The following is a 14,374-nucleotide window of genomic DNA, read 5'->3' as shown; positions in this document are numbered from 1 at the left end:
GCGGCCGGACGCCGTCAGACCGGCGCCTGCCCCCCGGCGACGGCTTCGAACAACTCGGTCAGCGCGGCGTCGTCATAGCCGATCGCGTCGAGCCGGCGGTCCATCCGCTCCATCAGCGGTCGGGCGACCGGGCAGGTCCCGCGCGCGATCGCGCCGTCGTCATTGGCGAAGATCGGATAGGTGTTGCAGCCGCCGCGATACCGGCAGGCCCCGCACACCTTCTCGCGCGCCGCGTCGTCGTAATCGAGCGACGCCGCGTAAGGCGCTCCCGCCAGGATCTCGCCGATGGACTGCGTCTTCAGATCGCCCATCGGCGGCTCGGCCTGGTTGGCGCCGGGCGTGCGCAGCGTCCCGTCGATATTGACGATCATGACGTTGTCGCCGAAGCGCCGCCGGTCATAGGGCCGAACCTTCAGGCCGAGGCGCGTGTTGAGCACGGCGGCGAAATAGCGCTCCAGCGGATCGACCGACATCGAGCACCCTTCGTCGAGCCAGTGATCGAACAGATCGCCCATGGCGGCGACGATCGCCGCGTCGTCGGCGTCGCACGCCTCGACGGGGCGGGAGTCCGGCCCGTTGAACAGCGGCAGCAGCTTCATCTCGCGCACCCGGCCGCGCAGGTGCTCGTAGAGTTCGACCAGCTTCGGGGCGGTGTGGCCGGCCACGACCACGATGGCGCCGGGATCGAAACCGAGATCGCGGGCCCGCGCGATGTTCTCCATCACCCGGCCTTCGGTCTCCCGGCCGCCGGCGGTGAGCCGCGCGCCGGGCACGCCGTCATAGGAGACGCCGAGATTGAACCCGGCGCGCTTGAGCCGGCGAAGCTTCGCCTCGGGCGCCTTGTAGAGATTGGTCTGCATGGTGTTGCGGACCCGCCCGCTCGCCAGCCACGCGTCGGGGAAGATCTCGCGCTGCAGCGAGAGCACGGCGTCGAAATAGGAGTCCGGCAGCAGCAGCGGCTCGCCGCCGTGCCAGATGATGTCGGCCTGCGCCGCGCCGCCGTGGAAGTCCCACGACTCGGCCGCCTCGAGATGCTCGCGGATCGCGGTGAGCACGCGCCCCCAGAGCGCGAGACTCATGCGCTCGGGATCGGCGAGCTCCTCCCACTCATAGCAATACCGGCAGCGCAGATTGCAGAGCTTGGAGGCCTTCACCACCCAGTCGATCGCATAGGTCACCATCGACCTCCGCGGTCTGGAAAGACGTCATGCCGCGACGTTGCGCGCCTACTCGCCCGGGTCCCGGTTCAGCCGTCCCGGGTCGATCTGGTTGGGGTTGATCCGCTCGCGCAGCTCCGGCCGGACCTGCTGGAGATCGGAGGGGACGGCCCTGTCAATCGCGCCGCGATCGAGTACGCCGGAATCGAGCAGCAGTTCGCGCTGCGAGGCGAGAACCGGCTGGCGCCGCCAGGCCGGCTGCAGGGTCATGCGCCCGGCGCCTTCCGAAGTCACCTCGGTGTGCTGGGAATGCTGGGAGTGCTGGGAGAAGCCGCCCTCGCGGACCGTGCCGTCGAGCACGCGACCCTCGTCGAGCGCGAAGACGCCCGCCTCCTCGGTCTGCACGAGCCCGGTGGCCGCGCGCAGGTCCTCGCCTTCCGGCCCGACGACGCGGGCGTGCCAGAACTGCTCGCCGCGCTCGAGGACCAGATAGCCGCCGCGCCTCAGCGCGAGGCGGGCCTGCCGTTCCTGGCCGTAGGCCCGGTCGAGCATGGAGGTCATCGTCGCGCCCGCCGCGGCGGCCCCGAGCGCGTATTTGAGAGCGGTTCTTCGCGTCGCGTCCGTCATCCTGTCCCCCTTCGGATCTGTCGCTGGATCAGACTTCGCTTGAAAGGGAAGGGTCGAACACACGCCGCGCATGATCAAGCCCGGGCCGGAAATCGTCATCGGAGGGGGGCGTCGCGATCGCGTTGAAGCCCCGCCGCGGATCGGTCAGTCTGGGCCCTCTGGAGGACGCATGAGCATTCCCGTCTGGGTGCTGCTGGGCTTCGCCGCGTGGACGCTCGCCAGCCTGATGGCGAGCATCGGCGTCTATCGCTGGAGCCGCATCCTCACCGGGCGGGCGTCGATCAGCGAATGGCGCGCCGACCTCCCGCAGGGCGACGAACGCTACCGCCGCGCCATGCGCGCGCACCAGAACTGCGTCGAGAACCTGCCCGTCTACACGGCCCTGGTGGTCGCGCTGACAGCCTCGGGAACGGGCGGCCCCGTCGTCGATGGGCTGGCGATCGCGATCCTGGCGGCGCGGGTCCCGCACACCGTCATCCATGTCGCCCTCGAGCAGACGGAGCCCGTGGCGGCGATCCGTTTCGGCTTCTTCGCCGTGCAGGTCGCCTGCATGATCGGGATCGGCGCTATCATCGTCGCCGACGCGCTCGGCTGAGGAGCGCGGCGCCGAACGCTTGCCTCGGCGCGGCTCGCGCAGGATAAAAAATGCACCGGGGCCAGCGCGACCGACGCCGGCGCGCGGCGTCCGACGGGAGACGACGCCACGATGACGACGATCTATGACCGCTATGGCGGCTTCGCCAAGCTGCGCAAAGTGATCTCCGACTTCTACGAGCGCGTGCTCGACGACCAGCGCCTGTCGCCCTTTTTCGAGCATATCGAGATGGCGCGGCTGATCGATCACCAGACCAAGTTCATCGCCTCGATCACCGGCGGGCCGGCCTCCTTCACCAACAGCCAGCTGCAGCGCGCCCATGCCCGCCTCGGCATCACGAGCGGGGATTTCCGCGCCGTCGTCCAGCTGCTCGAGGAGACCTTCGAGGACCACGGGTTCGAGAGCGCCGACATCGCCCAGGTCATGCGCGAGGTGCGCCAGCGCGAGGGCTATATCGTCAGCGCGGACGTGAAATCCGATGCCTGACTCCGCGTCGCCGCCGGCCGGCGCCGAACGCGGCGACCTGGCCCTGCGCGCCGCCCAGGCGTGCGAGACGCCGCTGGCGGTCGCCGACCCCGAGAGCTTCGAGATCACGCTGGAGAACGCGCGCTTCTTCCAGCTCTTCGCCTCGTCGGGCAAGGAGACCGAGACGCTCGCCGACCGGGTGCCGGGCTTCGACGCCGACGCCGCGCGCCGCCGTCTCGAGGGCGGCCGGCCGTTCAAGCAGGAGCTCGAGGTCAAGTCCGGCCCGCGCACGCTGCACTTCCAGATGAATCTCCGCCGCGAGGAGGGCGACGGCGCGCCCTTCGTGCTGGCCGAATTCAAGGACCTCTCCAAGCAGCGCGAGGCGGAGTACATGCTCGACTCCTACTCGGCCATGGCCGAGCGCAACGCGCGCGAGCTCAAGCGCGAGAAGGAGCGCGTCGAGAAGCTCCTGCTCAACATCATGCCCCGGCAGGTCTACGAGGAGCTGCGCGAGTACGGCACGACGACGCCGCAGAAATTCGAAAGCGCCAGCGTGCTGATGCTCGACTTCGTCGACTTCACCGAGATGGCGGTGAGCCAGGACCCGGCGGCGGTGATCTCCGAGCTCAACGACATCTTCTCGGCCTTCGACCGGATCGTGGAGCTGTTCGACTGCGAACGGATCAAGACGATCGGCGACGCCTATGTCGCCGTCAGCGGCCTGCCCCACCCCAATCCCGATCACGCCACGGCGCTGGCGCGCGTCGCGCTGCGGATGAAGCGCTTCCTGGAGAAGCGCAACGCCAGCCACCCCAATACCTGGCGCTTCCGCATCGGGCTGGCCTCGGGCCCGCTTATCGGCTCGATGGTCGGGATCCAGAAATACGTCTACGACGTGTTCGGGCCGGCGGCGAACCTGGCCGCGCGCGTCGAGGATGCGTGCGAAGCCGGCGAGATCGCGATCTCCGACTCCTTCAACACGCTGATCGCGGGCCGCTTCGCCACCTCGGAGATCGGCGAGTTCGATCTCAAGGGCTTCGGGCCGACGACCCTGCACCGCCTCGACTACGAGGCGCCGCAGTAGCGCGGCCTACTCGCCGAACTCGGCGATCTCCTCCAGCGCCTCGCGATCGAGCACGCGCGCCCGGCCGCCCTCGAGCGCGATGAGCCCGTCGGCCGCCCATTCGCGCAGCTGCCGGTTCACGTTCTCGCGGCTGAGATCGACGAAGGCGCCGATCTCGCTCTGACTGACCGGAAAACTCATGCGTTCGCCGTCGGCGCCGGCCACGCCGTGCTCGTCGAGCAGGCGGAGCACGCCGCGCGCGAGCCGCGGACCCGTCGCCGAGCCCCGGCCGCTTTCCAGCAGCTCGTTGGTCCGCCGAAGCCGGCGGGCGAGATAGCCGAGCAGCGCCCAGGCGACCTCGGGCTCGGCCTCGCACAGCGCCTTGAGATCGCGCTTGTAGATGATTAGCACGCGGCCGGCCTCGATGGCGGCGGCGTTCGCCGTGCGCGGCCCGCCGCCGAGCACCGAGATCTCGCCGATGATGTCGCCGGCGGCGGCGTAGGCGAGCACGATGTCCTTGCCCGAGCGGCTGGTCGCGCCGATCCGGAAGACGCCCGACAGGACGACGATGGCCCGCTCGCCGGGATCGCCCTCGCGGAACAGCGTCTCGCCGCGCTTCACCGACTGCACGGTCGCGGCCTCGATCAGCCTGGCGCGCGCATGCCCCGGCAGCGCGCCGAGAAACGCGCCGGCGCCTTTCGCGATCTCCGCATCCTCCGGCGCCAGCTCCGCCATCGCGCTCTCCCGATTCAGTCCGCCGCCAGAATAGGCCCGCCGGCCCCGGCGAATCCATCGCGCGCGCCTGTGACGGGCGGCACAGCGCCGGGCGCGCAACCGGGCGATCAGGGTCGGGCGGGGCCGCGCGGCTCCGCCGGTTCGTCGAAACTACACGCGGAGACAGACATGACCCGGATATCGCGAGGCGGCGCCCGTTTGGCGGGCCTTCTGGTCAACGTGCTGCTGGTCGTCGGCGTCATCGCCGGCATGGCGGCGGCGCTGGGATCCCTCGTCGCCTGAGGCGGTCCTTGTCCGCCCGACGTCGAGCCCGCCGCCCCCGCGGCGGGCTTTTTCTTCGCCGGAGTCGCGGCCTGTGACGGGCGTCACAGCGCCGTCCTTCCTGGCGTGGGATCACCCCGTCGAAGGGCGGTGCTCCCCGCCGCCCGCAATGACTGGAAAGGACTGGACCATGACCATCAACGTCCCCGCCCCGGCCGAGGCCGGCCGCACCGAGAGCTACGCCCGCTGCATCGCCGCCTCCAAGCGCGTGCGGTGGGACATCGACGCCGACGTCATCCGCGGCCGGCGCTTCGACTTCTCCCACAAATTCCTGCCCGACGGGCTGTCGCTGGTGAACGAGCTCGACTTCCTGTCGGCCAACGAGAAGCGCTATCTCGGCCAGATCCAGGGCCGCACCTACGCCAATATCTTCGGGCTGGTCGAGCGCTTCATCAACGCCAAGGTGCTCGAGCTCAGCCGCGATCACTGGCTCGGCGACCAGACTGCGCTCGAGGGGCTGATCCGCTTCTCCGACGAGGAGCTCAAGCACCAGGAGCTGTTCCGCCGCATCGAGGCGCTCGCCGCCGAGCAGATGCCGGCGGGCTATGTCGAGACGCCCGATCCGAACGCGGTGGCCGGCGTGGTGCTGGGCAAGTCCACCTGGGCGGTGCTGGCGCTGACGCTGCACATCGAGCTGTTCACCCAGCTGCACTACCGCGAGAGCATCGATCCCGACGACAACCTCTCGCCGCTGTTCAAGGACGTCTTCCGCTATCATTGGAAGGAGGAGTGCCAGCACGCGATCATGGACGAGCTCGAGTGGATGCGCTGCGACGAGCAGCTCTCCGACGAAGAGCGCGACACGGCGGTCGACGAGTTCATCGAGCTGGTCGTCGCCGTCGACGGCATCCTCCAGGCCCAGGCCGAGGCCGACGCGAAATACTTCGCGAACACGTGCGGGCGTCGTCTCTCCGAGGCCGAGGCCGACGCCGTCGCTGCGGGCGTGCTCAAGGCCTATCGCTGGCAGTACATCCTCTCGGGCGCGGAGCATCCCCGCTTCCTGGAGGCGCTCACCAGCCTGATCACGCCCGCCCAGGGCGAGCGGATCATGGCCGCGCTGGCCACGCTGCGCTGAGCCCGACGCCGCGATCCTCCCGGCTCGTCGCGAGCGGCGGGCCGGGAGGCGCCATTACCACGCGGCCCGTCGCGACCCCCTACACGCCGCCCTTCAAGGCGCGGGCCTGATCCCCGGGCGCCGACGCCGAAACTCGACCCGCCGCGCTCCCCGCGCGGCGGGTCGCTTTTTCTATGCCTCTTGTGACGGGCGTCACAGAGTGCGACGGCGTAGGGTGGCATGAAACCGCAGATCCGGCCGAACTCGCCGGGCGATCCGGGAGACAGCGACGCCATGACTAACGCCGAGATCCTCGAAGCCGCCTTCCGCCGCGCTTTGGCGTATCGCGACGAGGCGAGCGATCGCCCGCCGCGGCCGGTGATCTCCCCGGAAGACCTCCAGGCGGCCTTCGACGGCGGCCTGCCCGAACACGGCGAGGACGGCGCGGCCGCGCTCGCCGCGCTGGCCGCCGCCGCCGAGCCGGGCCTCAACGACACGACCGGGCGGCGCTTCTTCAGCTGGGTGATCGGCGCGTCCGACATCGTCGGCGTAGCCGCCGACTGGCTCGCCGGCGCCTGGGGGCAGAACGCCGGCAATTACCGGGTCGCGCCCGCGGCCTCGGCCGCCGAGCAGGCCGCCGGCGCGTGGCTGGTCGATCTGCTGGAGCTTCCGCAAGGCTCCTCGGTCGGCATCGTCTCCGGGGCGACCATGGCGAATTTCACCGGCCTCGCCGCCGGGCGCAGCGAGGTGTTGCGCCGGGCGGGCTGGGATCTGGAGGAGGACGGCCTGCAGGGCGCGCCGCGCATGCGCGTGCTCGTCGGCGCCGACGCGCATTCCACCGTCCACGCCGCGCTGCGCTATCTCGGCTTCGGCCGCAGCCAGGTCGAGGCCGTCGCCACGAATGATCAGGGCGCGATGGACGCAGCCGACCTGGAGCGCCGGCTGGCCGCCGGCGACGGCCCGGCGCTGGTCGTCGCCCAGGCCGGCCAGATCAACACCGGCGCGTGCGATCCGTTCGATGCGATCGCCGACGCCTGCGCGAAGCGCGGCGCCTGGCTCCATGTCGACGGCGCCTTCGGGCTGTGGGTCCGCGCCTGTCCGGACCGGGCGCACCTGGCCGCCGGCGCCGAGCGCGCGGACTCCTGGGCGACCGACGCCCACAAATGGCTGCAGGCGCCCTACGACGCCGGCGTCGTCATCGTCCGCGATCCGGAGGCGCACCGCCGGGCGATGTCGATCACGGCGAGCTACCTGCCCGTTGACGAGCGTCGGCCGAACCCCTCAGATTTCGTGCCGGAGTTGTCCCGCCGGGCGCGCGGCTTCGTCATCTGGACCCTGCTGCGCCGGTTCGGGCGGGCGGGAGTCGCCGAAATGGTCTCTCGCCATTGCAGGCTCGCACGCCGCCTCGCCGACCGCCTCGACGGCGAGCCGGGGCTGCGCGTGCTCAACGATGTCGTCATGAACCAGCTCATCGTCGGATTCGGCGAGGACGGGCCGGCCGAGGGCCGCGACGCAGCCGCGCGCGCCGTGCTGGCCGAGCTTCGCAACCGCAACGAGATATTCGTCGAGGGCGCGCGCTGGCGCGACCGCGAGATCATGCGGGTGTCGGTCATCTCCGGCCCGCTCGAAGACGTCGACATCGACCGCGCCGCCGACGCGGTCCTCAACGCCTGGCGGACGGTGCGCGCCGACGCCCCCGCCAGGACCTGACCGGCGCCCGACCAGGAGGTCACCCATGGCCCGCATCCACGACGACATCGTCTCCACGATCGGCGGCACGCCCGTCGTCGAGCTGAAACAGCTCGCGCCGCCGCACGTTCGGCTCTTCGCCAAGATCGAGGCGTTCAATCCCGGCGGCTCGGTCAAGGACCGCCTGGCCATAGGCGTCATCGAGGCGGCCGAACGCGCCGGCGCGCTCAAGCCCGGTCAGACCGTGGTCGAGGCCACCAGCGGCAATACCGGCATCGGGCTCGCGGTCGTTTGCGCGGCGAAGGGCTACCCGCTGGTCGTGACCATGGCGGAGAATTTCAGCGTCGAGCGCCGCAAGCTGATGCGGTTCCTGGGCGCGCAGGTCGTGCTCACCCCGGCCGCCGAAAAGGGCACGGGCATGCTCAGGAAGGCGCGCGAACTCGCCGAGACGCACGGCTGGTTCCTCGCCCGCCAGTTCGAGAACGAGGCCAACGCCGACATCCACTCGGCCACCACCGCGCGCGAGATCCTCGACGACTTCGAAGGCCGCCGCCTCGACTACTGGGTCACCGGCTTCGGCACCGGGGGCACGCTCAAGGGCGTCGCCCGCGTGCTCAGGCAGGCCCGGCCGGAAACCCGCATCGTCGTCGCCGAGCCCGACAACTCGCCGCTCCTCGGAAGCGGGCTGCGCCAGGCGCGCGGCGACGACGGCGCGCCGACGGAGAGCCATCCCGTCTTCCGCCCGCACCTGATGCAGGGCTGGTCGCCGGACTTCATCGCCAAGCTCGCCGAGGACGCCGGAGACGCCGGCTGGATCGACCAGGTCGTCGCCGTCGCGGGCGAGGACGCGCTGGCGCGGTCGCGCGATCTCGCCCGCAAATGCGGCGTGTTCGCGGGCACCTCGGCCGGCGCGACGCTCGCCGGCGCGCTCGCCGTCGCCGAAGACGCGCCCGAGGGATCGGCCATCCTGTGCATGCTGCCCGACACCGGCGAGCGCTATCTTTCCACGCCGCTCTTCGCCGAGATCGCCGAGGACATGACGGACGACGAGATCGCGCTGTCGGAGTCCACGCCGTCGTCGCGCTTCGCCGCGCCGGCGCCGGCCAGGGAGCCCGAGCCCGCGCCCGAGCCGGAGGCGGAGCCTCTCGACGCCGAGGCCGAGGCCTATGTCGGCGACGTCGTGGGCGACGCCGACAAGCCGGTGGTCATGTTCGCGCTGGAGTGGTGCGAGTTCTGCTGGTCGGCGCGGCGCATCTTCGCCGCGCTCGGTGTCGACTATCGCTCCGTCGATCTCGATTCCGTCGCCTTCCAGAAGGACGATCTGGGCGGACGCATCCGGCCGGTCCTGAAAGCGCGGACGGGCGAACCGACCATCCCGCAGATTTTCGTCGGCGGCGAGCTGGTCGGCGGCTGCAGCGAGCTCGTCGAGGCCTGCGGCTCGGGCCGCCTCGACACCCTGCTCGACGCCGCCGGCGTCAAGCACGCCCCGGCGACGAGCATCGATCCCGAGCGTTTCCTGCCGCAATGGATCCAGCCGCGCGCGGCGGCGGTTCAGTAGGCGCGGCGCCAGCCGGGACGACGAGCCGCAGAACGCATCGCAATATTCGCGGCGGCGCGGGCAAACCCGGGGTTGCAGGCGAGGCGAATGCGTCGTCGGCGCACGCGCCCGATGAGCCGGAACGCTTGAAGATCAGAAACTTCCCCTCCGGCCCCGTTTGTCCGCAGCGATCAAGATCAGCGTCTATTTCGTAAGATTACCTATCGCCCCGGCTAGTAAAGATACGGGCCGATATTCAATAGACACGCGTTAACCATTTCTTAATTTTCTCGGCGGGCGGGGACGCAAGCGCGTTCACCGTCCGCGGGGGCCGAACCGGCGTCGCCAGACGGTACAGGCCGGAACGAACGTCCGGTTGTGACGGCCCGCGCTAATCATCCGCGAAAGCGAAGGAGACTCCCCAATGAAAAAGCTTCTTATCGCCACAGCCGCCGCCGCGTTCATCGCGCCGGCGGCTATCGCCCAGTCCGGCGGCGCCCAGATCACAGGCGTCGTCGATCCCGTCTGCGAGGTCTCGGACCTGTTCGCCAATCTGGGCTTCGCGTCCGTCACCCAGGGCGCGCAGATCAATGACGGCTTCGGCGTGCAGTGCAACGACGCCGACGGCGCGGTGCTGACTGTGATCTCGTCCGAGGGCGGACTGGAGTCCGACGACAACGAGGACTTCGCGGTGCCCTACACCGCGACCGTCTCGGGTCCGAGCTTCAACGGCTCCGGCTCGACTCCGGCGCAGCCCGGTCCGAATGACGTCACTCTGGTGAGCGACTTCAATGCATTCACGACCGGTCTGGCGGCAGGCGAGGCTCACAACCTCAACATTACGCTTGACGCGACCGGCCTCTGGGCCGGCGGCTATTCTGACACGATCTTCGTGCAGATCACCGCTCAGTAAGCCCGGACGTCACGCCTGAAGGGGGAGGCCCCGCGCCTCCCCCTGTTTTCCGCATGCCCGGTCCTCAGACCGGGCCGAACCGCACTCGTACGGGAGGTGACGTCGATGACGATCGCAATGCTGGCGAGGACTGCCGTCGTCCTCGCGCTGCTCGCCGCCGCCGCGCCGGCCTGGGCGCAGCGGGTCCAGCCGATGCGCTACGACCTGGCGCCGTCGGGCCCGGCCGCCCAGGAGACCTTGCGCGTGACGAACGGGCGCGACGCTCCGCTGACCATTGAGGTGTTCGCCTTCCGCCTCGACGTGTCCGAAGACGGCGAGGAGACGCTCACGCCGGCGGAGGAGGATTTCCTGATCTTCCCGCCGCAGGCCATCATCGACGCCGGCGCGACCCAGAATATCCGTGTACGGTATATCGGCGAACCCGACCTCGCCCGATCCGAAGCCTACCGCATCAACGTGCGGCAGGTGCCCGTCGAATTCACGGGCGAGGGCGCGGCCGGCATCGGCGTGGCGGTGAGCTTCATGACGCTCGTCAACATCGTGCCCGCCGGCGCTGCGCCCGAGCTCCGCGCCGTCGAGGTGGAGAATGCCGGCGAAGCGGGATGGCGCGTCCGCCTGCGCAATGACGGCGCGCGCTACGCCCGGCTCAGCGAATATGCATGGCGGCTCGGCAGCGCCGGCGAGACGCTGACGTTGCAGGGCGAGGCCCTCGCCAGGCGACTCGGCGAGATGCGCAACTTCATCGAACCCGGCGGCGCTGTCATCGTCGACATCCCGCGGCTCGACGAGCTGCGCGGCCCGGAGCTCGACGTCGCGCTGCAGCGACTGGAGGGATGACGCCGTGCCGGGCGTCGCCGGCATATTCCGGGCCTTGCCCGCAATGATCCTCGCGTGCATCGCCTTCGGTCAGGCGCGCGCCGCCGACCCTGATGCGTACATGCTCGAGCTGCCGGTCTCGCTCGACGGCGCCTATCTCGGCGACATAACCGCTTCGGTGACGATGGATGGTCGGGCGGAGATCGAGCGCGCACGCCTCCACGAGCTGCTCTTTGATCGCCTCGCAGCGGACGTCGTGGGCTCGTACGACCTTGCCGGACCCGGTCCGAACCTTGTCGCGCTTGAGACGCTGCGCGGGCGCGGCCTCGACATTCGCTACGATCCCGCGGCCCTGGCCATAAAGATCACCGCGGACGCTGAATCGCGCGCTCGCCGGAGAGTGCCGATCCGGCCGGATCCCGAGGCCGATCCAGACAGCGCCGCCGCCCCGGCGCGGCTGGCGAGCGGCGTCTCGTTCAACGTGCGCCCCGAATACGTCCACAAGGACCCGTCCGGAGAGACCGGCTGGAAGCCGACCCGGATCGATTATCGGGGCTTCTTCGCGCTGGGCGGATTCGACGGGCATGCGCTGGCCTTCGAGGGGCGGTACGACGAGGAGGAGGACGAGTCCTTCCAGCTCCGCGACCTCACCTTGATCCACGACGAATTCGAGGAGGCGATCCGCTACCAGGTCGGCAGCTTCCGCCCGCCGTCGGTTTCACGCTTCGCGATCACCGACGATGTCGTGGGGGCGAGCGTCGAGCGGGATTACCGGGCCATCCGGCCATTCCAGAATCTGCGGCCGCGCGGCGCGACCAGCTTCACACTGGAACGCGAGGCGCTCGTCTCCGTCGAGGTCAACGGCCAGGTCGTGGCGACCGAGCGCATCGGACCGGGCACGTTCGACATCACCGACTTTCCGCTCACCAGCGGCGCCAACGATGTCCGGGTTTATGTCGACGACGAATTCGGGCGGCGCGAGGTCGGCAGCTTCAACACCTATATCGACGCAAGCCTTCTCCCCGACGGGCTGACGCTGTTCGGCGTCAGCGCGGGTCTGACGCCGGAGACCTCGGCCAGCTCCGTCTGGGAGCTCAGCGACAAGTTCGCGTTCAACGCCTTCATCGAGCGCGGATTCTCTGATCAGTATACGGCGCTTTACAGCCTTCGCACGCTTGAAGACCGCGCCGAGCTCGCGACGGCCCAACGCTTCGGTCTGCCGCGCAACGGCGGCGTCATCTCCGTCGAGACGGCGGCGTCGTTCTCGCCCGACAGAAAGCCGGGTTATGCGGGCGGCGTGCTCTACGCCTGGCGCAGCGACGCGAGCGATGACCTCGTCCATCAGCTGAGCCTCCAGCAGACCTACGAGTCGGCGGCCTTCGGCATCGAGACGGCCGGGCCGGTCGCGGCGACGGAGCGGCTCTCCTCCCAGTTCGCCGGGCGGTACGGGATGACCATCGACGATTGGGGCTGGGGCGCGACGGTGCAGCGCCAGAGGTTCGGCGGCGACATCACTGAGACCTACGGGCTGGACGCGAACTATCAGTATGACGGACTTTCTTTCGGCGTTCAGCTTCAGCATGTGACCGGCGACGACGATGACACTCGCCTGCTGTTCAGCGTTTCGCGCAGCTTCGGCGACAACCGCGCGCGTGTGCGAGCGACCACCGACGAGGAGTACGAAGCCGCCTGGTCGCGCCGCCCGGGCCACTACATCCACGACTGGGGCGGCCAGGTCGTCGCCGCCCGCGACGAGCAGGACGAGTCGCTGAACGCGCGCGTCAACTACGTCGCGCCGCGCGCCGAAGCCGAACTCGACCACGTCACGATCGACAACGGGGCCGGCTCCCGGTCGAGCACGCGCGCCAATATCGGGTTCGGGATCGGCTTCGCCGACGGCGCGCCGACCCTGGGACGACCGTTCGACGACGCGTTCCTGATCGTGACGGCGCATGAATCGCTCGAGGACCGCCGCGTTCGGCTCCGCCGACCCGGCGCCGACGGCGTCGAAGCGATGACCGATCGCTTCGGCCGCACCCTCTACCCCATCCCGAGCACCTACCGCGCGCAGAACCTCCAGATCGAAGTCGACGATCTCCCGCCGGGTTACGACGTCGCCGCCGAGATCGAGACCTTCCCGGGCGCGCGCGCCGGCTACGCGGTGACGATCGGCTCAGCGGCCAACAACACGCTGATGGGCACGCTGCTCGGCGCGGATGGCGAGCCGCTTTCGCTCCGCGTCGGCCGCCTAGTGCGCGTCGGTGGCGACGGCGAGGCTGACCCCGTTCGCTTCTTCACCAATCGCACCGGACGCATGGTGGCCGAAGGGCTGGCGCCGGGGCGCTACGAGATCATCCTTCTGCCGGACGGGGACCCGGTCGCGACAGTGGATATCCCGGACGACGCTTCGGGGCTGGTCCGCTTCGGCACGATCATCACCGGAGAGACGTCATGACGATGCTGCGAAATCTCGCGGTTGCGGCGCTGGTCGTCGCGGCCCTCCCGACGGCCGGGCCCGCCGCCGCGGCCGAGCCCGCGCTCCTGTCGGCGCGCACCGACGGCGCGATCGGCTTCGATCCGTTCGAGGGGCGTGCCGGGCTGGGCGAGATCCACGTGCGGATCGATCCCGGGGACGCGGACGGACGGACGGCGCTCATTGCATTCGAGCCCGCCGACGGCGGGCGGTTCGCCCTGCAGGGTCCCGGAGGAGAACTCGCATTCGAAATCGATCTGCCGACGACCGCCGGATCTGACGGCGGCCTCGTTCCGACAGGCTCGGTCTTGCTGTCGGCCGGCGACGAAGCGACCTTCTCGGCGACGATCGTCGTCCCCGGCCATCAGTATGCTGATCCCGGTCTCTACGCTCGCCGCCTCGACGTGGTCGCGCGGGATCCGGCGAGCGGAGCAGAGCTGTCGCGCTACGAGGACGTGGTCGTCGAGGCGCGCGTTCCCTCCCGCGCCCAAGTGAACATCGCCGGCGCGTCGGGCGCGTTCGACTTCGCCTCGAGCGTGCCCTTCATCGACTTCGGCCGGCTCGAGACCGGCGAGCAGCGCCGGGTTTTCGTGCAGGTGCGCGCAAATGCGCTCACAGAGATAACGGTGTCCTCCGAGCACGGCGGGGTGCTCGCCCATGACGCGCAGCCCGCGCTCCACTCGGTGCCCTACGCGATCAACCTGGACGGCGAGCGCTCGACGCTCGAGGTCCCGCTGCGGATCGCCCGGCGGCCGGCGCGGTCGCTGGCCGGAACCTCCTACCCGCTGTCGATCACGATCGGCGAGGTGGCGGGCCGACCCTCCGGCGTCTATCGCGACTACCTCCTGGTCGAGGTGCGCCCCCAGTGAAGGCGCGGCGGCCTGTCGCGGGACGCATCGCCCAGAATACGTTTATAATGATTTGTTAAT

General features: G+C 70.0%; 13 protein-coding genes. 10 read left to right on the top strand and 3 right to left on the bottom strand.

Annotation, left to right across the window (positions count from 1 at the left end):
* Nucleotides 1-14: 14 nt before the first annotated feature.
* The gene (locus DDZ18_RS03210) at nt 15-1,181 is read right to left on the bottom strand and encodes a radical SAM protein (protein WP_109251899.1); all 1,167 of its coding nucleotides are present in this window, start codon (nt 1,179-1,181) and stop codon (nt 15-17) included.
* Between the two features lie 45 nt (nt 1,182-1,226).
* A complete protein-coding gene (locus tag DDZ18_RS03205) occupies nt 1,227-1,784 on the bottom strand; it encodes a hypothetical protein (RefSeq protein ID WP_109251898.1) in 558 nt (185 codons plus the stop codon).
* 169 nt (nt 1,785-1,953) lie between these two features.
* On the opposite strand from DDZ18_RS03205, the gene DDZ18_RS03200 reads away from it, so the two are divergent.
* The 3 genes from DDZ18_RS03200 to DDZ18_RS03190 all read left to right on the top strand — a co-directional run bounded on the left by DDZ18_RS03200 (nt 1,954) and on the right by DDZ18_RS03190 (nt 3,928).
* A complete protein-coding gene (locus DDZ18_RS03200; RefSeq protein WP_109251897.1) occupies nt 1,954-2,379 on the top strand; it encodes an MAPEG family protein in 426 nt (141 codons plus the stop codon).
* Nucleotides 2,380-2,490: 111 nt separating this feature from the next.
* Nucleotides 2,491-2,865 carry a group I truncated hemoglobin gene (locus DDZ18_RS03195; protein WP_109251896.1) on the top strand — a complete coding sequence of 125 codons (375 nt, stop codon included), beginning with the start codon at nt 2,491-2,493 and terminating at the stop codon, nt 2,863-2,865.
* Complete coding sequence (locus DDZ18_RS03190; RefSeq protein WP_233245683.1) at nt 2,858-3,928, top strand: adenylate/guanylate cyclase domain-containing protein; 1,071 nt, start codon at nt 2,858-2,860, stop codon at nt 3,926-3,928. The genes DDZ18_RS03195 and DDZ18_RS03190 overlap by 8 nt, the downstream gene beginning before the upstream one ends.
* Before the next feature lie 6 nt (nt 3,929-3,934).
* Here DDZ18_RS03190 and DDZ18_RS03185 read toward each other — a convergent pair whose 3' ends face one another.
* Nucleotides 3,935-4,642: a Crp/Fnr family transcriptional regulator gene (locus DDZ18_RS03185; protein WP_109251895.1), complete on the bottom strand. Its 708-nt coding sequence runs from the start codon at nt 4,640-4,642 to the stop codon at nt 3,935-3,937.
* Nucleotides 4,643-5,093: 451 nt separating this feature from the next.
* Between DDZ18_RS03185 and DDZ18_RS03180 the strand changes: the two genes are divergently transcribed.
* The 7 genes from DDZ18_RS03180 (at nt 5,094) to DDZ18_RS03150 (ending at nt 14,314) form a co-directional block, all read left to right on the top strand.
* Entirely contained in the window at nt 5,094-6,038 is a 945-nt protein-coding gene (locus DDZ18_RS03180; RefSeq protein ID WP_109251894.1) for a hypothetical protein, read from the top strand.
* 273 nt (nt 6,039-6,311) lie between these two features.
* Nucleotides 6,312-7,727, top strand: coding sequence for a pyridoxal phosphate-dependent decarboxylase family protein (locus DDZ18_RS03175; RefSeq protein ID WP_109252215.1), 1,416 nt, complete (start codon nt 6,312-6,314; stop codon nt 7,725-7,727).
* A gap of 25 nt (nt 7,728-7,752) precedes the next feature.
* Nucleotides 7,753-9,264, top strand: coding sequence for a pyridoxal-phosphate dependent enzyme (locus tag DDZ18_RS03170; protein ID WP_109251893.1), 1,512 nt, complete (start codon nt 7,753-7,755; stop codon nt 9,262-9,264).
* A 403-nt stretch (nt 9,265-9,667) separates the two neighbouring features.
* Nucleotides 9,668-10,156 carry a hypothetical protein gene (locus DDZ18_RS03165; RefSeq protein ID WP_109251892.1) on the top strand — a complete coding sequence of 163 codons (489 nt, stop codon included), beginning with the start codon at nt 9,668-9,670 and terminating at the stop codon, nt 10,154-10,156.
* A 105-nt stretch (nt 10,157-10,261) separates the two neighbouring features.
* Nucleotides 10,262-10,993 carry a fimbrial biogenesis chaperone gene (locus DDZ18_RS03160; protein WP_109251891.1) on the top strand — a complete coding sequence of 244 codons (732 nt, stop codon included), beginning with the start codon at nt 10,262-10,264 and terminating at the stop codon, nt 10,991-10,993.
* 4 nt (nt 10,994-10,997) lie between these two features.
* Nucleotides 10,998-13,427, top strand: coding sequence for a fimbria/pilus outer membrane usher protein (locus DDZ18_RS03155; protein ID WP_146190594.1), 2,430 nt, complete (start codon nt 10,998-11,000; stop codon nt 13,425-13,427).
* Nucleotides 13,424-14,314, top strand: coding sequence for a hypothetical protein (locus DDZ18_RS03150; RefSeq protein ID WP_109251889.1), 891 nt, complete (start codon nt 13,424-13,426; stop codon nt 14,312-14,314). The genes DDZ18_RS03155 and DDZ18_RS03150 overlap by 4 nt, the downstream gene beginning before the upstream one ends.
* The last annotated feature ends 60 nt before the right edge of the window (nt 14,315-14,374 follow it).

The sequence above is a fragment of the Marinicauda salina genome (genome assembly GCF_003122085.1).
Taxonomy (GTDB): Bacteria; Pseudomonadota; Alphaproteobacteria; order Caulobacterales; family Maricaulaceae; genus Maricicauda_A; species Maricicauda_A salina.
This window is presented reverse-complemented; position numbering and strand designations above follow the sequence as displayed.